The organism is Chloroflexota bacterium (genome assembly GCA_018648225.1).
Lineage (GTDB): Bacteria > Chloroflexota > Anaerolineae > Anaerolineales > UBA11858 > NIOZ-UU35.
Genome location: JABGRQ010000089.1, coordinates 1 through 19363, shown reverse-complemented (window position 1 = coordinate 19363; position 19363 = coordinate 1). Strand labels below are relative to the sequence as shown.

At 54.3% G+C, this 19363-nt stretch carries 26 protein-coding genes; all 26 read right to left on the bottom strand.

What is annotated here, in order from left to right:
* Positions 1-3: 3 nt before the first annotated feature.
* Positions 4-1623 carry a hypothetical protein gene (locus HN413_08045; GenBank protein MBT3390349.1) on the bottom strand — a complete coding sequence of 540 codons (1620 nt, stop codon included), beginning with the start codon at positions 1621-1623 and terminating at the stop codon, positions 4-6.
* 1 nt (position 1624) lies between these two features.
* Positions 1625-1888, bottom strand: coding sequence for a hypothetical protein (locus HN413_08040; protein MBT3390348.1), 264 nt, complete (start codon positions 1886-1888; stop codon positions 1625-1627).
* A gap of 35 nt (positions 1889-1923) precedes the next feature.
* Positions 1924-2268 (bottom strand): hypothetical protein, encoded by a 345-nt coding sequence (locus tag HN413_08035; GenBank protein MBT3390347.1) that lies wholly within the window; start codon positions 2266-2268, stop codon positions 1924-1926.
* Positions 2269-2424: 156 nt separating this feature from the next.
* Positions 2425-2712, bottom strand: a complete 288-nt coding sequence (locus HN413_08030; protein MBT3390346.1) for a hypothetical protein — start codon at positions 2710-2712, stop codon at positions 2425-2427.
* Positions 2713-2944: 232 nt separating this feature from the next.
* A complete protein-coding gene (locus HN413_08025; GenBank protein ID MBT3390345.1) occupies positions 2945-3541 on the bottom strand; it encodes a hypothetical protein in 597 nt (198 codons plus the stop codon).
* A gap of 43 nt (positions 3542-3584) precedes the next feature.
* Positions 3585-3821 carry a hypothetical protein gene (locus HN413_08020; protein ID MBT3390344.1) on the bottom strand — a complete coding sequence of 79 codons (237 nt, stop codon included), beginning with the start codon at positions 3819-3821 and terminating at the stop codon, positions 3585-3587.
* A 25-nt stretch (positions 3822-3846) separates the two neighbouring features.
* Positions 3847-4266 carry a hypothetical protein gene (locus HN413_08015; GenBank protein MBT3390343.1) on the bottom strand — a complete coding sequence of 140 codons (420 nt, stop codon included), beginning with the start codon at positions 4264-4266 and terminating at the stop codon, positions 3847-3849.
* 61 nt (positions 4267-4327) lie between these two features.
* Positions 4328-4798 (bottom strand): hypothetical protein, encoded by a 471-nt coding sequence (locus tag HN413_08010; protein ID MBT3390342.1) that lies wholly within the window; start codon positions 4796-4798, stop codon positions 4328-4330.
* A gap of 52 nt (positions 4799-4850) precedes the next feature.
* A complete protein-coding gene (locus HN413_08005; protein MBT3390341.1) occupies positions 4851-5213 on the bottom strand; it encodes a head-tail adaptor protein in 363 nt (120 codons plus the stop codon).
* Between the two features lie 3 nt (positions 5214-5216).
* Positions 5217-5744, bottom strand: a complete 528-nt coding sequence (locus tag HN413_08000; protein ID MBT3390340.1) for a hypothetical protein — start codon at positions 5742-5744, stop codon at positions 5217-5219.
* Positions 5744-6676, bottom strand: a complete 933-nt coding sequence (locus tag HN413_07995) for a hypothetical protein (GenBank protein MBT3390339.1) — start codon at positions 6674-6676, stop codon at positions 5744-5746. The genes HN413_08000 and HN413_07995 overlap by 1 nt, the downstream gene beginning before the upstream one ends.
* Positions 6673-7461, bottom strand: a complete 789-nt coding sequence (locus HN413_07990) for a hypothetical protein (protein MBT3390338.1) — start codon at positions 7459-7461, stop codon at positions 6673-6675. The genes HN413_07995 and HN413_07990 overlap by 4 nt, the downstream gene beginning before the upstream one ends.
* 65 nt (positions 7462-7526) lie before the next feature.
* Positions 7527-8237, bottom strand: coding sequence for a hypothetical protein (locus HN413_07985; GenBank protein ID MBT3390337.1), 711 nt, complete (start codon positions 8235-8237; stop codon positions 7527-7529).
* A complete protein-coding gene (locus tag HN413_07980) occupies positions 8230-8793 on the bottom strand; it encodes a hypothetical protein (GenBank protein ID MBT3390336.1) in 564 nt (187 codons plus the stop codon). Before HN413_07980 ends, HN413_07985 begins: the two co-directional genes overlap by 8 nt.
* 57 nt (positions 8794-8850) lie before the next feature.
* Positions 8851-10086 (bottom strand): phage major capsid protein, encoded by a 1236-nt coding sequence (locus tag HN413_07975; GenBank protein ID MBT3390335.1) that lies wholly within the window; start codon positions 10084-10086, stop codon positions 8851-8853.
* The gene (locus tag HN413_07970) at positions 10083-10874 is read right to left on the bottom strand and encodes a hypothetical protein (protein MBT3390334.1); all 792 of its coding nucleotides are present in this window, start codon (positions 10872-10874) and stop codon (positions 10083-10085) included. The genes HN413_07975 and HN413_07970 overlap by 4 nt, the downstream gene beginning before the upstream one ends.
* A 17-nt stretch (positions 10875-10891) precedes the next feature.
* Positions 10892-13030 (bottom strand): phage portal protein, encoded by a 2139-nt coding sequence (locus HN413_07965; GenBank protein ID MBT3390333.1) that lies wholly within the window; start codon positions 13028-13030, stop codon positions 10892-10894.
* Positions 13030-14592, bottom strand: a complete 1563-nt coding sequence (terL, locus tag HN413_07960) for a phage terminase large subunit (protein MBT3390332.1) — start codon at positions 14590-14592, stop codon at positions 13030-13032. The genes HN413_07965 and terL overlap by 1 nt, the downstream gene beginning before the upstream one ends.
* A complete protein-coding gene (locus tag HN413_07955) occupies positions 14579-15226 on the bottom strand; it encodes a hypothetical protein (GenBank protein MBT3390331.1) in 648 nt (215 codons plus the stop codon). The genes terL and HN413_07955 overlap by 14 nt, the downstream gene beginning before the upstream one ends.
* Before the next feature lie 6 nt (positions 15227-15232).
* Complete coding sequence (locus HN413_07950; protein MBT3390330.1) at positions 15233-16453, bottom strand: hypothetical protein; 1221 nt, start codon at positions 16451-16453, stop codon at positions 15233-15235.
* 12 nt (positions 16454-16465) lie between these two features.
* On the bottom strand, positions 16466-16723 hold the full coding sequence (locus tag HN413_07945; GenBank protein MBT3390329.1) for a hypothetical protein: 258 nt from the start codon (positions 16721-16723) through the stop codon (positions 16466-16468).
* 2 nt (positions 16724-16725) lie between these two features.
* On the bottom strand, positions 16726-17244 hold the full coding sequence (locus HN413_07940; GenBank protein MBT3390328.1) for a hypothetical protein: 519 nt from the start codon (positions 17242-17244) through the stop codon (positions 16726-16728).
* 451 nt (positions 17245-17695) lie between these two features.
* Complete coding sequence (locus tag HN413_07935) at positions 17696-17881, bottom strand: hypothetical protein (GenBank protein ID MBT3390327.1); 186 nt, start codon at positions 17879-17881, stop codon at positions 17696-17698.
* Between the two features lie 269 nt (positions 17882-18150).
* Complete coding sequence (locus HN413_07930) at positions 18151-18408, bottom strand: hypothetical protein (protein MBT3390326.1); 258 nt, start codon at positions 18406-18408, stop codon at positions 18151-18153.
* A 136-nt stretch (positions 18409-18544) separates the two neighbouring features.
* On the bottom strand, positions 18545-18889 hold the full coding sequence (locus HN413_07925; protein ID MBT3390325.1) for a hypothetical protein: 345 nt from the start codon (positions 18887-18889) through the stop codon (positions 18545-18547).
* A gap of 70 nt (positions 18890-18959) precedes the next feature.
* Positions 18960-19363: hypothetical protein (locus tag HN413_07920; protein MBT3390324.1), on the bottom strand; the 404-nt coding region annotated here is incomplete at its 5' end.

Here is a 19363-nt window from a genome sequence, read left to right as displayed (position 1 = left end):
TTTTCACAAACTTCTCCGCTGATTTTCAGCCTCAATCACCGGCATCAGCTTATCCGCCAGCCGGTCTACCCAAACCGCATCCCCGATCATCGTATCAATCTTAATGGTGAGACCCCCGACCAGACCGCCAGATGCCTGCCCTCCAGCCGCCGGGGAAGCCCCAGCCATTGCCGGGACCATACCGCCCAAATTGGCCTGCATATTGCCCTGCAAAGCGGCGATACTGTTCTCCCAGCCGCGCGCAACACCGGCGCCCATTTGCCAGCCCACTTCCATCTCGAACACTTTAGAAGGCGAATCAATACCCAATAATTTTTTCGCCGCGCTCAATGCTGTTTGCGCCGCCCGCCGTGCGGCATCGCGGATAATCCCTAACGCTGCGCTGATGCCGTTGGCAATCCCCTGCACAATATTGCGCCCTACGCTCGGCCAATCGATGCTGCCCACAATCGTTTTCAACATCTCAAAATTAGCCCGCCAGGTATTATGCAAATTGGTAAAGAAAGTGCGCACTGCCTGTGCCGCCTGGTTGAGATAGTACATAAATATAAAACCAAGCATCCGCAGCGTTTCCATCGCTTGCGGCCCCAGGGCATAAATAGTTACACCCAACAACACCAACGCGCCCACCAGACCCAACACAGGGGCGCCAATCGCCATCAACGTGGTACCAAATGCCGTAATCACTGGCCCTGCACCGCTCACAACAGTAATCACGCTACCTACCGCGCTCACCAGCGTGCCCAGCATCATCAATAGCGGGCCAATTACCGCCACCATCCCTGCCACCGCCAATATCGCCTGCTTTTGTTCCGGCGTCAGTTCCTTGTAGGCGGCAATCCATTCCCGCAATAGAGCCACCGCTTCCAACGCCAACGGAATAAGCTCCTGCCCTAGCGCAGCGGCTTCGTTTTCTAATTCAGCGCGTAGTATCTTGGTCGAATTCGCCAGCCCGTCAGATGTAGCTGCAAAGTCACCCGCCAGTTGGTTGGTTTGCTCATAAATCAAAGCCAGCGCCGCCTGCGCTTTGGCCTGATCGCTAACTTCTCCTTCCAGATCACCCAGCCCCATCTCCAGCGCTTTGGCTTCTATCATTGCCATATTCATCTTCACGCCAAAGGTTTCCAGCGGGTTAAACTCGCCCTTGATGGCGCTCTGAATGGCATTAAATGCCTGACTCACATCCGTGTTGAAGATACTTGCCATATCCGCAGCACGCTCGGCCAGGTTGATCGTTTCATCAGCCACTTCGCCCAGCGGAATGCCCACATTACTCAGCATCGCCCCCATCTCAGCCGAAAGCTGGTTAAATGCCGCTTGGCTCATTCCCACCGACGTAGCCGAAGTCACGCCATAATCATGAATCACTTGCGCCGTCTCGCCAAAAATTACATTGACGGCGTTCATGCTTTCTTCAAGATCGCTGGCGGCCTTCAGCGCGGCAAACCCGGCGCCCACAATTGGCAGGGTCAATCCCGCCGTCATGGTGCGCCCGGCGCTCTGCATGGCGCTGCCAACCTTTTGCAAGGCCGCGCCAATATCAGCTTTCGCCCGGTCAATATCCTTATTTAGTCCGGTGGCATCGCCAACCAGATCAAGAACGGCCTCACCTAAACTACTCACGCTAGTTGCTCACTCCAATGCCCAGCATTATCAAATCGGCCTTTGTCGCTTTCTTTGCGGTCTGCATACCATCGTTAGCAATCCGCTCCCACTCACCCAACATCACCCTGCGGTTATCGTCTGTCATATACGGCATACTCACCGCCTGCGCTAAATCCAGCTTGCCCTGTGCCGCATACTTTGGCAGCCGTACCAAATAGGCTTCAACCGCTGCCAGTGGCGTTTCGCTGATCTGCCCAAAACTAAACCCATAGTGATAGCTCAAATCGGCGTAGACCTGGCCCCAGTCCAGGGGTGTGTCTACTCCGTCGCTTTTTTTTCGTCAACATCCACCTGAATATTGGCAGCATAGTGCATCAAGATTGCCACATGCTGCTGAAAGCCCACGCCTTCGGCATCAGCCAGGCGCGGGTTCATTTGTTCTACCGCATCATGCACCAGCGCTTGCAACTCAACGCCTTCTTCCGGGCTTAACATTTCTTTGCCTTCCAGCGCGGCATAGCGGTCCATCAGTTTTTGCCACTTCATATATTCGGCTGGCCCAAACTCGCGCACATGCCGCAGCCGGTAATTCTTGCCGCGGTAATCAATACTGATCTCTTTATCTTGCCCAAACAGTTCATCCAAATTAAGCGCACGCGTCATTATGTCAATCTCCAATGCGGTGTTAACCCACAAAGGCACCCAAACACAAATTTCTTTGTGCCCGCGTGCCTTTGGGTTCAAAATCATCTAAACAGGCCCCTGAGAAGCCCCAGGTTAAAACTACCTGCCAATTTACTCCAGTGTAACCGGCTTTTATTACGTCAGCGCTTCGATATTTCCCTTGGCCCGCTGCATAGTATCCTCGGCCAGCATATTTTCGCTTGCGGAACAATGCGGCCAAACCATATACGCATACGCCGCCAATAGATCGTGCCAAATCGTGGTCAGATCGAGCAACGCCACCGCCGCATTCAGCTTTTGCAGCTCGTCGCTCATCACCTGCTGGATGCGTAACGACATCAGCCGGACGTCTTCCGGTTCCACCGCTCGCGGCTGGTCCCGTGTGAAAATAGCTTTTACCTGCGTTTGGGCTGGGGTGTTCATGGGAGTCTCCTTTAACCAAAAATCCACCACAGAATAGCGTTGCTTGGAGACTCCCATCTCGGCAGCGTCGCGGTTCTGTGGCGGACCTTTGTCCACGATATGAGTTTAGATAGGCAAACAGCGCAACCACAGCCTTAAACACAAGGCCGCTGCCATCGTTGGGGAGATGGGAGTCTCGCCCCTCAGTATAGCGCAAATTCCGTGCGGGTGCAAGCATCTTCGCCATCATCCCTTACCCGGTCGGGGCCGCATCCTGCATATCGTACTGCCCAAACTTATACTCGCTGGTGGCTTCGTCCAAATCCATCAGGGCTTCAAACTGCACCGGCACCATCACCTTGCCGTCCTTTTTGAACTCCAGCCCCATCTCGCCGTTGAAAAAGCCCCGCGGGATATAAAACTGGGCCGAATAGCTGGCGCCATAGGCCGATTGCGCCGTGCCACGGAACAGCATCGCAAACTCCGTCACACTGTTTCCCCGGTGAAAACCCAGCGTGCGGTAGCCAATCGTGCTTGCCCCGGCTGCCGTGTCCGTCACCGTCACACCGCCCAGTATCTTCGCCAAAATCTCCAGCGTGCTGCGGATAATATTCGTCTCAATCTTCAGGCTTTCCTCCTTGCGGATCGCCTTCAGTGCGCCGGTGTGCTGGTCAGCATACAACTTCTCAATCTCCTGGCTCGAAATCACCTTCACGCCGCCATCCGTTTCGCTAATTTCCGTCCAGGCCACGCCCGGGGCAGAATCAAACGACGGCTTCGCGGTTTCGGCGGTGGCCACATACAGCACCCCCACCCCACTCAATATTTCATACGCGTTTTGAATAGACATATTTTCTCCTCGCGGGAGCGAGCATCCCGCACATCAAATGACATCATTTGATGTCGATAATCTCCACGTAGCCGTCGGCCACGAGTTCCTCCGCATATTTGCGGTCAATAAAACCAACTTTTCCCGGCCCGCCCAGCCCGCCTACACCGCGGTGTGGTAAGACTTTTACTCGCACTTTGCCCGTTTGTTTAACCTGGGGCTTTTCAGTGCCGCTTATTTTGCTATGCTTGTCTTCAACCGGCATCACGGCCTTATTCTCACTGGTTCTTTTTCTAGCCATAGTTTTCTCCTCGCGCTGGCGAGCATCAAGAGATGTTGCCCTCACCCACCACCGCATCAAAAAACACCATCACATAATTCATCTCAATCGTAGGCTCATACAACTGCGAAGCGCCCGAAGCCGGTAAAAAGCTCTGCACCAGCGCCGTGCCCGCCAGCGTGCTCACCGTGGCCCGCTGCGTGTTACGGCTCACCGTCACCAGCGCCAGATACAACGTCATCGCATTTGCCGGGCTGTTGGCATAAGCGCGCAGCTCCAACCGCACGCGCTGTTCAGGGGCATAAATATCCGGCGCGCCGCCATCCATACGCACCGCCAGCCCGCTGGCCCCCAGCGTCCAGCCCTCACCGTAGTGATGCTTGCTGGCAATCCGGGTGCCCGTCAGCGCCGTCACCCCGGCCTGGCCCAGTAAATATTTAATCATCGCTTCTTGTGGTTCAATCATAAGCAGGCAAACATCCTATTATGAGCCATGCGCACGTCAAATTATGAAATCTGACGTCGCGCTATTTCTTAATCTTGTACTTCTTCAAAATCGCAGGCCAATCCTTTTTCGTTTCTTCCACCGCGTTCGTCAAATAATGATGCACTTCCGGGTCATAATGATCCTGATGCTGCTTCAACGCGTACACCAGCCCCGAACCAATCTGCAAAACAACCTGCAGGCCGCGGCTGGCCGCCTTCACCAACTTGCCGCCCATCTCGGCGCTGCCTTCATCGCTGGCCCAGTTATGCCCCGGCGTTGCCGTATGGATGCTGCGCTGCAAATGCCCGCGGCGCTTGCCATGCCCGCCGCCAATCACCCAGTGGCCTTTCTCATCACGCTCCGAAGGTCGCAGCTTTCGTTTAGCCCGGCCTTCAGCCCGCAGGCCAAACTCGCCCAACGCACTGGCAACATTCGCGGCCACCTCATCAACCACCTCATCACCGCGCCACGTCAATTTATAACCGTTACCCTTAATCGTTTCAGGAGACATGACGTATCCTTCGCGCTGGGGAGCATCCACTGCGACCCAAGCGCATGTCACATCAGGAGATGTGACGCAACCTGCTACTAATATGGCTGCTTTCCCGCCGCCCAACCCGGCGCGGCAGCAATTCATCAATCACATACGTCAGGCCCGGCTCCGTGCCGTCATCCAGCACCACATCCGTAATCCGGTCGCCCGCCAGCACATCTGCGCTGCGCTCAAACAACATCCGGTACTCCGTCACCACCACAAACTCGGCCTGCTGGTCTGTCAGCGTGCGCAGCTTCTTTTCGAACAGCCTGCAATGCACATCCGTATCCTGATCCGCCCAGGTATACGTCGGGTTATTATGCCCGTCTGTGCCGCTCTGGCTTTTGCGTTGCACCGTGCAGCGGTGCGTTAAGTGCGCTCCAATACCCATCAGCTACACCGCAATAAACATCAACCGGCGCATCAGCTTTTGGCGCTCGGCTTCCCAATTCATCGGGGCCGTATAACTATACTCACCGGCCACACTCTCCTGGCGCATCGTCGTGCGTTCCAACTCAATCCGCACCAGCTCAATAATCACGCTCTTGCGCTTCTCCCGGTCATCGCGGGGCACATACGCCACAGTCACTTTTTCGTCCCACTCGTAATAAACGCGCTCAATCCGTCCCTGATCGTGCCACACAAAAAACTCGTCATTCTCTGTCAGCACATTGCCGGTGGTGTCGCTCAGTTGCGTGTACTCCGTCAGCGTGGTTACACTCAAAATTGGGCGGTTGAGATAAATATTTTTAGCCTTCCCGCGCACCGTCTCGCTGATCGTAGTGGTCGCGTCCGTATAGGCAGCGCCAATCGCCGCCGTAATCTCCGCTTCCGCTCGCGCAATCACCGCATCCAGTTGTGTGTCTGTCAGCGTGGTTTCAATCAAAACCCGCGCTTCGCTGGCGCTTAATAGATTAGCCATCACAGCTCCTCAACATACTGGCGCACAATCGTGCGCACCTTTTCGCCGTCAAACGGCTCCCCAATCATCCGCTTTCGCCACAGGCCCACCGCAGTTTCCACGTTAATGGCCCGCTCCAGCAGCCCCAGCGTGTCGTCTTCCTGCAAAATATCCAGCGGGTACGCCATCAAATCAACATAATCATTCCAATGCCGGGCATACTGCGCCGGTTTACCCAGCGGCACCAAATGTCCCGGCACATCTGTGCCCAGCCCAACGCTCGGCACGCCCCGCGCCACCGCCATATATAAATACGTTTGGTGCGCCACCACCACATCCGCCTGATCAATCTGCCGATAGCCCGGCTCCTGGCTCCCCTGTACATAATGGATATTTTTATGCGCCACATGCCGCAGCCCGCTCTTCTCCAGGTCGTTAATATAGCGCACCGTCAAATCAATCTCATCCTGCACCGCCAACCTGTGCAGCCGCTCGAACCCCGCCAGGTTAATCGCCTGGTCAACATACGCGCAGCGGGGGTGAATGGGCGCATACAATACCCGCCGCGGCCTTTCCCGTTTCTGAAACGCCCTCGGGGGGCATATACTCCACCCCGCCACATGAATCGGCTTAGGGTATCCATACGCCCGCATCACCTCAGCCTGCCCCTCACTGGGGACAAAATGCGCCGTAATATGTGCCCAGGCTGGCAAAATATCGTTCACCACATTGGGCCGCCCGGCGTGCGGGTATACAAAAAATGCTTTCGCGCCTGCCTGGCGTAATTTCTCAAGGTGCCCAACCCGTCCCAAAACATCGTGATCCGTCAGCACAAACCCAACTTCGGGGATAATATGCTGGCATTGCGTCACAACCGTGCCCCGATGCTCTTGCTCCAGCGCATCAATATAGGCTGCCGCCTTTTTCTGGTGGTCGTAAACGCCGTATCTCATCCCGCGCACCACACGCCTTCAATGCTCAATAACCCATCGCTGTGATCTTGCCAGCTCATCTCATCCCGTTTGAAAACCGGCTCCAGCGTCCTCAAATAATGAGCCGTTTCCAGCCACCAATCCTGCGTCTCAACGCCCTTATGCGTCACAAACATCGTCTCATTACGAAACCGCCCGGCTTCATACGTCGGGTGCTGATACCAGTGATGCCGTTGCGCGTTCTTGAACATCAAATCCCAGCCAATCGTATGCACCGCCGCACATCCCAAAATACCGGCCAGGTGCAAAAGCTGCAGCCCCACGGTGCCTTTGCGCACTCTCACGCCCTTCCGCCAGCCAGCGCTCTCCGAAATCTCGCCATTCAGGAAACCATCGCCATATTTTCGCAGGCTGAAATCTTTCAGGTCGTACCCCCCCCGCCTGATGCTGATGCAATCGCACGGATCAATCCCATATAGCGGCAACAAATTAAAATTCCGGTGGTTCACCATCTTGAATGCCGCTGTGTTATTTGGGTCCAATACGTGCATATAAAGCGCTAAATGGTCATCGCCCGTCATAGCCCGGCTGTGGCAGAAATTCATATTCTCGCCCAGCATCCAGTAATCTGCGCCCGCCAGTTGGGTCATCCCGTTGGCCGTCAATATCACATCCGGCTCAATCTCGTCGCGCAGCTTTTCCCAGCCGTCGCCCGAGTTGCCGCCCAGCACAATCAACGCCGTACCGCCATAAAAGCGGTCTGCGTGCAGTGCTACAGCCCTGGGGTCGTCCGGTCGCTCAATCATTGCTCTCCGTTGGCCTCGGGGTTCCATCGCCCCAGTCCTCATAAATCCAATCGTCGCTCTTGGTATCAACAGGCGGCTTCGGTTGTGGGGGCATACCATTTTCTCCAATCATCTTTCGGTAGGCTGCGTTCCTGTGTTCCCGGCGTAATGTTAATCATCTCTACGCCATGCGCCATGAAGCCTTCATATAATTGATTGTGCCCGGCTTCCCACAATGCCCACAATCGGCTTGGGTTCTTGCGGGGCAGCATCCCGTCATCCCGTCCCCAGGCGTGCATACTATAGTCGTCCGAATGGTCCATCCCGACAATCAAAATGGTCGTGAAGCCCATAAAAAACGCCAGTTGCATCATTACATGCGGTACACATGCCCAGGTGATGCCCGGTTTGCTCATAATTTCTGCTGGCCAAATCGCCCGTTTGTCATACGGCCACAGCGGCCCTGGGCGGTGAAACCAGCGATAAAACATCGCTCCCTGCCACTTGTCCAGGTTGGGCGTGGGTATGAACTTGGGGATTTCTGCAAAGCGTTCCAGCACCAAATCGCCATACTCACGCCGTACCCGGTCATCAACGGCCACGTAATACCACGGCTCGAACGCATACCACTCGCAAATCGTGTTGCACCCAATACTTGGGTACTGCTCCAATAAGCCCATCGGTAGCTCGTTCAGGCTCGGCCCGTTGCAAATCACCAAACACGTCTCGCCCTGGTGACGTTGATAAAAGCCTGCCAGGGTATCAGGAAACCTGATACCCAGATCAGGTTTAGTCATTCAAGATATACTCCACCAGCACCTTGTATTTGCCCACTTGCGTGGCAGCCACGCCCGTGTGACGCACCCAAATGCTGCCGTTGTCGCCCACATCGTCAACACCCGATCCCAGCGTCAGCGCCGTTACTGACCCAACCGCCTTGCCGTTCTCCAGGTTTGTCGCCGCCACAACATCACTGCCGCCTTGCGAACTGCCAACTTTAACATTTGCGCCCGAAGCGTCTCCCGAATCAGATGCCTCCGTGTACACCACCTGCGCAGCCACCGGGGTTACGCTCTGCATGGAATGCAGCACCAGGTCATCATCGGTCGTGCCAGCTCCGTTATCAAGATTGAATTCTTTAGAAAGCACCTGTTTGCGCTCCGCAAAGTTCCACGCCGGAGCGGCCTGCGTGCCCGTATTGCGGTATAAATTGCCGTTGGTCGTATCAATTAGCAATGCGCCCACAGGGGCAATGCCCGCATACGTCCCGCTGGCTCCATCGGTTGGTGCGCCAGCATTATAATACATGCCATACGCCCCCTCGATAATCTTTCCACCAGTTATCACACTCATATTATCCTTCCTTCGTCCCCCCATCTCAATGAGACGGGGGGACCACAGGGGGGCGGTTTAGATGCCCGTAACTTTGCAGAATGCAGCCGCCCGGTAAATCACCAGTGCAACCCGCTCATCAATGCGGATGGCGTTCTTTCCTTTGATGAAATAATCCGAGTGCGAATCGCTGACCTTAATGGTTGCCCCCGCTCGGCGGAACAACTCCGAGTACAGTGGGAAATCACCCAACAACGCGGTATTCTCGGTGGCCGCCGTGGTCACAACAACCGGCAACCCCCAAATGCGCTCTGGCCCGGCTTCCGCAGGCGAACCCCAGATATAGATGCCATCCGTGGTGCGCAGCAAACGAATATCCTGCCAGTCATTCGGGTGGAACACAACCGCGCTGGGTTCTGCAAACCCGGTGTGGCGCACCAGCGTCATGGCTTTATAAATCGCATCCGGCACAGGGTCAGAACCTTTTGCCTGGCTCTGTACGCCAGATTTCACCAAAAAGCCCGTCAAATCGGGGGCCACGCCCGAGCCGCTCATCAACTGGTCTTCCTCTACCAGCTTCAACATGGTTGTCAGGCGGTTGTCAATCAGCGAGCGCATACCCGGCACATCGTCCAGTTGCTCGTCGGTCACGGGCAAAAACTGGGCAATCTTGCGGATCGTCTCGCTGCGTTCGGTGTAGGCCAGCGCCCCTTCGGGGTACTGTGCGCCTTCCGCCACCGTGTCGGTGCTGTTGGTGAAAGTGGTCTCTTCCATATAGACCACCGCCGCCTGCCCCCAGGGGGTATTCGGCATCAAATCGGCCACGGTTGGGCGGCGGTGCGCATACGGCACCATCTTCCCGGTGCGCGTGCTTTCAGGCGCAAACCCGGCGCCGGTTTCCATCAGCGTTTTGAATGCAAAATCTTCGAATTCAGCATAAACATCACGCCCGCGCTGGCGGCCCTTATACGCCTTGCTTTCAGTAAACATTTCACCCAGGCTCTGTGCCCGCGCTGGGGTTGGCTCTACGCCGCCTTTTTTTCCATCCGGCAACGGAAGATCCATCGCCACACGCTGCGATTCTTTAATTTCACGCTGGTTGTTCTGGTAAATCAGGTCAAGCTCTTTGGCCTGATCCAGTTCCTTGCCCAGGCTGGTCATCTCATCTTGCAGCTCACGCGCCTTCAAAACATCCTCAGGCGACATCTGGTACTTGGCCTCGTCGCCATCCATCACCACATGGTCGTCAAACAAACGCGCCATTTCATCACGTTTGCCGTCCAGCAATGCTTGTAATTCTTTTACGCTCTTCATCTTAGGTTCACTCCTTGATATTGCGCCTCAAAACGCAAATAATGGGTCAAAACTTTTTGTACTTCTTCGTCCGATGCTTTTGTAGAACATTCGTTCAAAATAGCGGCGACCTCCGCCTGCATCTGGCTCAATCGCTCTACAACCGCATCCGATAGTTTGCGCTCTTCCTGGTCTCGAAAAGCCTTGCGGTCTTGCACCCGCTTTACATATTCGCTCAGGGTGGTCGCCACCCATTCCGAATGCTGCGTAAACGTCATCCCGGCCACCGGGAAACCCTTCACGCCAGCCGTTGCGGGGTTCATGCCCCAGTTCACATCAGAGATGTCATATAATTCGATGTCTTTCAAAATGCGCACTTCTCGTTCTTCGCCTTCGCGCTTCTGGCGCTCATACTCATGCACATCATACGCATAGCTCATCTCGGTAATGTCGCCTGCCACAATCGCCTGAAAAACCCAATCAGCCAGCGGCACGCCTTTATAATATTGGCGTGTTACCAACGCCCCGCCGGTCGCCTCCGGCGCCCAGGCCAGCACCTTCTCCGGTAGTTCCTCGCGCCCCACCTCACGAATCGCCTTCAGGCTCGCAATCGGCGGCGAATAGCCGTCATGGTTCCACAAAAAGCGCACCCGCTTGCGCTGGCCGTCATTCAACCGCTTGCCAAATGCCCCGTTTATCGAAATATCCCGGCCATCATCCATATTGCCATGCACCGCAAATACCCCGGTCACAGTCCGGCTTTCCTCATCGATCGACTTCGTAAAAAAGGGTAGTTTTTTATATTCCACGATTTTTCGCTCCTGTATTACTCGTAGTACGGCGCATAACATCGCACACAATTGGGATGCTGCAACGGGTTCTTAATCCCGCTTGGCCCCTCCGCCGGATGATCATCCAGCGTCCAGGCCAGCGGTCGCACCTGTCCATTAATCCATGTGCAGTTTTCGTTGCTGTTATCAAATCCATCATCCAGCACCATCACCTGCTCCACGCCTGCACCCTGGTACCGCAATACCGAAGCCGTGTTCTGTGCCGTGCCCAGTTCTGTGCGGGCAATATTCTCGGCCCGGCCTTTATACGTCTGCTCAATCACATCCCGTATTCCGGGCATCTCATCCGTGCCGCGCACCAACTGATCTATACTCCAGCCGTTTTCAGCACCATAAGCCAGCGTGTCCCGCAAGGCCTCTTTCGTCGTCGCCGTAATCTCAACTACCCGCCCGCCCGCCATACTCGCCAGCCCTGTCACCAGCGGATCGGTAGCATCAAAAACCAGCTCCACACCCAGCGCCGCATTCCACGTATCCCAGCTCAAACGGGCAACTTCCACGTACCAGCGCTTGAGTAAATTTTCCAATTCAGCGTCATCCGCCGCCGTCACAAGCTCTGTCACCACCGGCAGCGCTTTCGTGCTCACAGTTTGTTTACCGCCGCTTTTCTCTAATGCGCTCGCCCGCTCTACCACTCGCGCCGCCAGCCCATCAAAATACCCATCCACCTGCGTTGCCATCTTTCCTGTCAGCGCCGCCCGTTTCCTTCGCAGCGCCACTCCAATCCGCTCCGCAGTTTTAGTACCTTCAACTTTCAACCTGCCAACCTTGTCACCGTTTTGCCGCTCTTCCTCCGCTGCAATCAATTCCGGGTCATTCTGTCGTATCTGTCCCCTCGGCACCCAAATACTCGCCAGATTTTCCTTGTACACATTGTCTGCATCATCGGCGTCAAAGCCCAACGCCTTGCGATACTCTGCCCGTGTAATCCCGCCCCGGTCAAACATTTGCCCCAGTCGGTTTTCAATTTCCGTTTGGCTCTCTTGCAGTGCTCGTACCTGCGATAAATCAAAACGGATCACGACATCCTCGGCATAACCAATTTCGCCCGCCATGCCTTGCTGCACTTCGCTCGCAAACGAACGCCACAGTGGCACCAGCGTTTGCATCGCCAAAGACTTATTGGCTTCTTCCATATTCGTAAACGTGCTATTTTTTAGCCCGGCCAGCGTGCCCACCACCGCCGGATGAACATGAAACGCGTTACAAATCGCCGTATCCGGCCCATCCTGCAGCGTGCTGAATTCCATATCTTTCAGCGTCCACGCCAATTGTTGTATCGTCTGCCCAGACTGCAAAAATGCAGGCGACCCCCGGTTCTCGCCGCCCATGCGTTCCTTCCACATCTTGCGCCAGCGGGTGGCCTTTTCGGGGGTCACTTCCTCCCCTTCAACAGATGTCACCGCAATCGGCGGGGTGGCGTCATTTTTCAAAAACGAATAAATATAATCGCGGATCTCGTTACCAATCTTCACATCCCCGGCACTGGCTACAAATGCGCCCATCCCGCGCTCAGGGTTTGCCGGGTCTACCATCCACTTCCAATGAATCACCTCCGTTTTGGGAATCGCCACGCCCGGGATGTCGTCAAAACGATCTAGCTTCCACGGGTTATATTGCTCGCTATCGCCCAAATCCAGCACATAATAGGCCACCAGCCCGTCCGCCGTAGAGCGCCCCCGTATCGGTCTAATTTGACCATCGTGGAACGGAAACAACGCCTTGACGCGCTCCGCCTGATCTCGCTGCTTCCACAAATACACATTGCCACCCAGTGGAGCATAGGTAATCACATATTGGTAGAGTTCCACCTCCCCCATATCGGGGTTGGGCTGCCGCATCAATTTGCGGTACGCGTGCCCCTGGATGGGTTTATAGTCATTCAGATCGCCCCGCTCCCACGCCCACATTTCCGGCTCTGGGAATGTGGATTGCAGCACCCACATGCAAGCCGAAGCCGTGGTATTTTTCTTGTAGGCATCCTCAACAACCGACTCAAAATTGTCAAATATCGAAAGAAAATGACGCTGCCATTTGGGTTGCAAAGGCATATCATTTTTACGTACGTCACCTTGTGCGCTACGCCCCAGGCGTTCCAGAATTCTGATAGCCATTAGTAAAATCCGCTCTCCAGTACCGGCACCGCCAGCTTGTTAAACGCGCCAGAACTGGCGTCGCCCTGATCGGTGTATTTGGCGCCATTACTAAACGCCACCATCTCGGCAACATAAGGCCGGTTCCAGCCGCCCTGCAGCAACATAATCCCTGCGCCCTCGGCATGGTCCGCCAGCGGATACGCCCGCTCTTCCTTATTGCCCTTACCACTCACCGTTTCCACTCGCACACGAAACCCGGCCAAATTTCGCACCGTACTCTGTGCGCTTTCCTTGCCGCCGCTACCCGGTTCCTGCTCCAGCCACGTCACCGATTTTGTGCCAAATGCCTTACGGTCACGCTCGGCGTGTTGCAAAATCTTGCGCTCGCGCTCATGCGGCGACCATTGCCCGCGGGCCACATGCAAAATATAAAACTGGTTATCCTTTGTGCGGCACATCAAAACACCGGCGCTGAATTTTCCACCGCCTGCCGTGCCCGCCTTGTCCCAATAGCGCACAACTGCCGCAATATCCTCACGCTCAGGCGCCTTGTCCGTAACCGAAAAATACTCTTCCCGAAACCGTCCGCCGCTGCGCATATAGGGCTGCTGTTGGTACAGGCTCGAAAAACCGTATGGATTCACCGAGCGCTTGGCCTCCAGCTTCTCCCGAGATTGAAAACTCGGCCAAAGCACCTCGCCGGGCTTGCGCCCCATAGGGTCATGCAAATCAACCCACACGCCCTTTTCCATTTCAGCTACCTGATATTCCTCAAACGTCATCCCGTCGGGCACGTTGGGCGGCTCCCAAATACCCATCAGCGATAACACATGCCACCTATCAGCCTGGGGGTTAACCGCCTGCTCACGCAGCAAACGCCCGCTCAAACCATCCGGGTGCCAGCGAGTTTGTGGAATCACCACCGCACCGCCGCGTTCCAGCCGGGTATCCACAACATCCAGATACCAATCCCAAATATCATTCCGGCGCCCCTCGCTCTCGGCCTCTTTACGATCCTTAAACGGATCATCAATGTCAAAATAATGTGCGCCCTCGCCCGTAATCGAACCGCCAGCGCCCGCCGCCCAACTCTTGCCACGATAGGGGGCGGCCAATTGCCACTCCTCAACCGCCTGCACATCACGGCTCATCTGCACTGGCTCGGCTTTGCCAGCAACATCGCCAAATAATGCCGAATACTTTTGGCTCATCACAAAGTTGCGCGCATTGCGGCTGTTTTTAAACGCCAACTTGCCGCTGTAGCTCGTTGTAATCACCTGCAAATCCGGGTTCTTACCCATCGCCCACGCCGGAAACAAGCGCGAAGCCAATAATGTTTTCCAATAGCGGGGCGGCATAAATATCATCAACCTGCCAATCCCCTGCTCGCCGCCGGTCATAATATAAATCAGCACCTGTTCGAGCGTCCTACAAACCAGCTCGTGAAAGGGCTGCATCTCCAGCCTGCGGTGCTCTGGCAGCATATAACGCGCAAAGTCGGCGAAATTCTGGCGAGCCAGTTGTCGCCGCGCGAACTCCTGCGTATACAGTTCCTCACGACTCAAACTATTCGGCGTCATTTTCTCCTGGTTCTATCGCTTCATAGCGTGCATATTTGCGCAATTCATCTTCCGGTACATCGCTCAAATTAGCATCATCAACAGCCACCGCATGATCAAGCTGAGTGCGCGGCTGGTAGTCGCGCCGCATTTCCAGCTTGAGTTTCAAATAGGGGAAAAATTTATAATCATCAACCGCCTTGCGAGATGCCTCAGCCAATATCTCGAAATCTTCCGCTCGGCTTTCCCACAACGGGGCCGCCTGCAAAATCGTGATGGCATCCTGAATATGGGGGTACTTCTTGCGCCACACATAAATTTGTCGGGCGCTGGTTAATCCAAGTACCTGTGTCGCCAATTCATCCAGCGTTTTCGGCCAACGGTCAATCTTCGGGCTGGCCTCCCAGGCCACATAACAGGCCACGCGCCAGTTTTCAAACAAATCAATAAGCTGCCAATAATCCATCAGCCACTTTGGGGCCTGGCTTCTTCCATCTCCATCCACGTCCCACTCGCGGCTTTCCAGCACCCGGCGGGCATGATCGCTGCGTTGCGCAATCTCGGCAGGCAAAAGAGCGCTATCCTGGTCATCGACCTCATCGATTTCCAGCCCCAGCGCCAACTGCTCCATCGCGTCCCAGCTAAATTTTTTCATACTGATCTAATACTTCCAATCCGTGCCCGCATCCAAACTCGCCAAAATCTCAGCATCGCTGCGAGCCTTATAATGTTTGCCGTTATACAGCGCCTGCCCATCATCAATCGGGATAGCGCCAAATTGCGGCTCCATGCCGCTTTTTAAAACCACTTCGCCAATCCCCTGCTGCCAGTGCTGGCCCCGTTTATGTCCGGGTATCACCCCATCCAGGCGGCACATGCACCCCGGCGTAAACGCCGTAATCGCCCGTGTACCATACTGCGTATAAATCGTGCGTGTGGCCGTCTCACGGCGATGGATATGCCCAAACACCACCGGCAGATCCCATTTTTGCGACATTTTCCAGGCCGTAGCTCCGGGGGCCGCTGCAGCCACGTCACCGTGCGTAGCCGCAAAAACATCTTCGATATAACACTCCGCCTGCGGGTATCCCCCAAACCACTCAATCCCCATCCCGTCCAGCCCCAGCAAGCGCCGCATACTCAATGCGTGGGGGGCATTCAGTTCCCGCGCCGGGCGCAGCCGGTAAGCTTGCTGCATTGAGCGCACAATCGTATTCTCAGGCCGAACATCATGGTTGCCCTCCAGCGCCTTGTGTTGGGCGTGCGGTTTAGCCTGTCGAAACCGTGCCAGCCACCAGGCCGCCTCACAAATTGCCGGTTGCGTGGTTTGATAAAATTCCGGCTCGGCCTGAAATTTGTCGCTCCACTCGGCGCTGTCCAGCAAATCGCCCAGCCAAATGATGTAATCAAAATGATTACGCGCCGCAATCTGCAAAGCCACATCCAGCGCCCGGCGGTCATGGAACGGCTCCAGTACGCCGTCGTCCAGCCCTTTGCGATAACCGATATGCTGATCCGCCAGCAGCAATGCCCGTCGGATGCCGCTGTAATCCGTGGCGGGGAGCGAATTGACCGGGGGCAGTGTCACCTGCACCGGCTGGACGACCGGTTCAAAAGCCTCGGGGTGACGCTCGTCAAAGCGAGCTTCCACACCCCACAGCGGGGACGTGAGAATTTCACCCGTCTCGGGGTGCTTTGCGCCCACCGCCCATTTATTGGCTCGCCACCAATAAGGCCGCCATACCTTAAGATCGGCCTTGCTCTCTTTTAGCAGCGCATCCAGAGAGCGAACATCCGCGCGTGTGGCTGGGTGGTCGCCGCTCCAGGCGTCCAATATCTCGGCGTCTGTATCTAGCGGCTCAATCCCGTCCGGTTTATCCATTTTGTAAAGTTCCTACGGCGACGCCAGTACCACCGCGCCCGTCAGCAGGCCCCAAATCAGGCCAATCACCGATGCGCCAAAAACACCGGCTATAAAAATCAATCCCCGATACACGGGCCACATGATCTCGATTCGCCGGTGGTTTACGTCTACCTGCTCCAATAAATCCGCCATCGCTGCCAAGACCAACCGCATCAAATGATCCGGGTCTGGCGGCTTCTCCGACCGCAATAACGTGCGTATCTCGCCAATCAGCGCCCTGTTTTCCACAACTATGCAGCGCGCTTCGGAAATAGTTTATTGACCATGCTCTCGATATTTTCGTAAATATCGCTCAGGTCCATTTCAATCCCGGCCTGGTACAGTTCCCGCTCGATTTTGTCAAATGCAAAATCGCGCTTATTTTTGATCTGTTCTGTAATCCCAAGCTGCTCAGCGGCGCGCACTGCGTTTTCAATAACCACATAAGCCCGGTTCATGTTGGTCTCGCCAATTTGCGCTTCCAGGCGTTGCAAATATTTATCAGCAATTCGGAACAAGCGCGGCAGCAATGTCGCCACCACAAACGTCACCACAACCGACAAAATCTGATTGACAAGCGACATCCATTCAATTGGCGCTTCCGGTTGCGCGTCCTGCAGCGGAGAAAACGCAAACGATGCCACAACCAATAACAAAATAAAGAAATAACGTCCCTTCATCACTTGCTCCTTTAACGCAAAACGCCCCGGTGCATAAAACACCGGGGCGCTCAACTCCCGTACTACCCCATCACATACCAGGGTTGCCATAATTTGTCAATATAATTTTAAGCTATTGACTCCTTTTTGTCAAACGTCTTTACCGTTTTGTCCAACATATTGTCTAACGATTAGCTTGAGCCGTGCGCGGAGCGTAGCGGAGCGGAAGCCGGGTCATTTGCAAGTGTTGTTAGCCAACTTTTTAGACATTCAGTGTCACAAAAATAGCAATCTCTTTTGATTGGCGGATAAACTCTAACTGAATAAACCGAATTTGACGTATGCGGTAAACTCTCTGCCAAAAGATGCAAACGAAAAGCGGGCATTTGAGCGGTATTAGTAATATCTTTGCCGCAACCATCACAGGTTATTTTTACTTCTCTCATAAGACTCCTTTGTTAGCAAGGTGTCGGGCTAACGGTTTGGGTTAGCCGTTTGTGGGGGTTGAAACGCTCAGAACTTACTAGAACGCGCAGCCCCCACAAATCGGCTACACCTATTGTTAGCGCGCCCTCCGATTGCGACGACGACTTGCCTTTGCCATTTTGCGGCGTGTCTTTGATTGCGCTTTGCTCTTGCGTGTGTAGCCAATGCCACGCTTTTTATGCGCCTTTGATTGAGTTGGCTTGTTGAAGCTATTGCCACCACGCTTGATACCTAATCCTTCGAGTAATTTTTCAAAATCCATTTTTGCCTTGCTCCTTTGCGCTTACGCAGCGCGCTAAGCGTTTGAATAAGCCGCTTGTGAACCGCTTGCTGTTATTGTTTTTAGTTTAGGCGGTACGGTTCACAAGTCGGTTTTATTTGATGTTATGTTTTTATAAACGCTATCGCCATCTGGCAAAACCAATACGCTGCCAATAATGCTATCGCTATCTGGACAAGTTTGAGTTTTCGGTCTAGATTTGTATCTATGGCAGGATTTTTGCCTCGGCGCACGCGCTGAGATGGATGATGTCAGGGGTAGCTCTCACTAATGCCTACTCCCTGGTCACGCAGCCAATCAAAATCAGCCTGCATTTCGATAGATTTTGCGTGATTGGCCGCGATTTCGTTGTAGGTTAGCGAATTCAGAAACCATCTACCGGGGCTTGGCTGGTAGTTATACCCGTCATAATAATAATACCCGGTGTGGCTTTCGCCACTTATGCGCAATTCGGCCTTTTCCGTGGCGTCCTTTGATGAGATGTCATAGATAGTTGGGTCTATTGCCATGGTCTTCTCCTATAAAACATAACGGCTTTCTTACCGGCTTTGGCGGTTTGACCTGTGAACATTGCCCACCAGAGCCGTTGATAGTTTATAATCCCCGACTTTCGCGGAGTCTAGCCAAAGTCGGGTACAGCTTAAGTTAGGAGACGTGCGGCAGATACTTGATGCACGTATGACCGCCTAAAACAATATCTCCAGGGTCAAAATCAAGCGGTGTTCGCATTTGCTCGGCCAGATAATTTGCAGACAAATAAGCATCAGCCAAGTCACGAGCTTCCGACATTATGCGATTTTGTTCTTGGCGTTCGTAAGCGTTTTGATGTTCTTTGATTTTTTTCGCTAATACCTTAGAAAGCTCAAGAGCAATAGATATAACAATATCGCTATCATCATTGCGAACTGGAACGCTCATGGTAAATCTTGATGAACCATCACAAAGCCCGTGTAGTTCATCTGATGCTTTTTCGTAAATAGATTTGTTCATTTCAGGCTCCTAACGTTGTATTTAGCGGCGCAGGGGATCGGAGTAACGTTTGCCGCTAATAAGCTCGCAGTTACTCACTAGGCATGTAGCCGTGTGAATCCCCTGCGTCCGCTACAATATTTGTTAGTGTTGCCGTGGGCGCAACTTTGAATTCAACGACCCACACCCACGGATTGCTTTCCCAACTAAAACCACGCTTTGCATTGATGCTGTCCCATAACCAAATAAAATCATTCACTGCTAGGTCAAAGTGTTCACCGGTACAGCCTTCAGCAATGGCATCATCTTCGCTGATTTCCTGCACACGCTCAACGCGCACATACACAATATCGAGAATGATACGGCACGCCCAGCGTGGCATGAAAATAGATGGCCGCCAATTATCACCATGATTACCGCGTGCATCCATCCATTTGTATGATGCTTCCTGCGTGTTCTCGATTTCGATAAACGCATTATCGGCGCGATAGCGAA

What these genes read in the sequence shown, in the direction of transcription:
- HN413_08035 (MBT3390347.1), bottom strand. Translation starts at nt 2,268, where the DNA reads ATGACGCGTGCGCTTAATTTGGATGAACTGTTTGGGCAAGATAAAGAG.
- HN413_08030 (MBT3390346.1), bottom strand. Translation starts at nt 2,712, where the DNA reads ATGAACACCCCAGCCCAAACGCAGGTAAAAGCTATTTTCACACGGGAC.
- HN413_08025 (MBT3390345.1), bottom strand. Translation starts at nt 3,541, where the DNA reads ATGTCTATTCAAAACGCGTATGAAATATTGAGTGGGGTGGGGGTGCTG.
- HN413_08020 (MBT3390344.1), bottom strand. Translation starts at nt 3,821, where the DNA reads ATGGCTAGAAAAAGAACCAGTGAGAATAAGGCCGTGATGCCGGTTGAA.
- HN413_08015 (MBT3390343.1), bottom strand. Translation starts at nt 4,266, where the DNA reads ATGATTGAACCACAAGAAGCGATGATTAAATATTTACTGGGCCAGGCC.
- HN413_08010 (MBT3390342.1), bottom strand. Translation starts at nt 4,798, where the DNA reads ATGTCTCCTGAAACGATTAAGGGTAACGGTTATAAATTGACGTGGCGC.
- HN413_08005 (MBT3390341.1), bottom strand. Translation starts at nt 5,213, where the DNA reads ATGGGTATTGGAGCGCACTTAACGCACCGCTGCACGGTGCAACGCAAA.
- HN413_08000 (MBT3390340.1), bottom strand. Translation starts at nt 5,744, where the DNA reads ATGGCTAATCTATTAAGCGCCAGCGAAGCGCGGGTTTTGATTGAAACC.
- HN413_07995 (MBT3390339.1), bottom strand. Translation starts at nt 6,676, where the DNA reads ATGAGATACGGCGTTTACGACCACCAGAAAAAGGCGGCAGCCTATATT.
- HN413_07990 (MBT3390338.1), bottom strand. Translation starts at nt 7,461, where the DNA reads ATGATTGAGCGACCGGACGACCCCAGGGCTGTAGCACTGCACGCAGAC.
- HN413_07985 (MBT3390337.1), bottom strand. Translation starts at nt 8,237, where the DNA reads ATGACTAAACCTGATCTGGGTATCAGGTTTCCTGATACCCTGGCAGGC.
- HN413_07980 (MBT3390336.1), bottom strand. Translation starts at nt 8,793, where the DNA reads ATGAGTGTGATAACTGGTGGAAAGATTATCGAGGGGGCGTATGGCATG.
- HN413_07975 (MBT3390335.1), bottom strand. Translation starts at nt 10,086, where the DNA reads ATGAAGAGCGTAAAAGAATTACAAGCATTGCTGGACGGCAAACGTGAT.
- HN413_07965 (MBT3390333.1), bottom strand. Translation starts at nt 13,030, where the DNA reads ATGGCTATCAGAATTCTGGAACGCCTGGGGCGTAGCGCACAAGGTGAC.
- terL (MBT3390332.1), bottom strand. Translation starts at nt 14,592, where the DNA reads ATGACGCCGAATAGTTTGAGTCGTGAGGAACTGTATACGCAGGAGTTC.
- HN413_07955 (MBT3390331.1), bottom strand. Translation starts at nt 15,226, where the DNA reads ATGAAAAAATTTAGCTGGGACGCGATGGAGCAGTTGGCGCTGGGGCTG.
- HN413_07950 (MBT3390330.1), bottom strand. Translation starts at nt 16,453, where the DNA reads ATGGATAAACCGGACGGGATTGAGCCGCTAGATACAGACGCCGAGATA.
- HN413_07940 (MBT3390328.1), bottom strand. Translation starts at nt 17,244, where the DNA reads ATGGCAACCCTGGTATGTGATGGGGTAGTACGGGAGTTGAGCGCCCCG.
- HN413_07935 (MBT3390327.1), bottom strand. Translation starts at nt 17,881, where the DNA reads ATGGATTTTGAAAAATTACTCGAAGGATTAGGTATCAAGCGTGGTGGC.
- HN413_07930 (MBT3390326.1), bottom strand. Translation starts at nt 18,408, where the DNA reads ATGGCAATAGACCCAACTATCTATGACATCTCATCAAAGGACGCCACG.
- HN413_07925 (MBT3390325.1), bottom strand. Translation starts at nt 18,889, where the DNA reads ATGAACAAATCTATTTACGAAAAAGCATCAGATGAACTACACGGGCTT.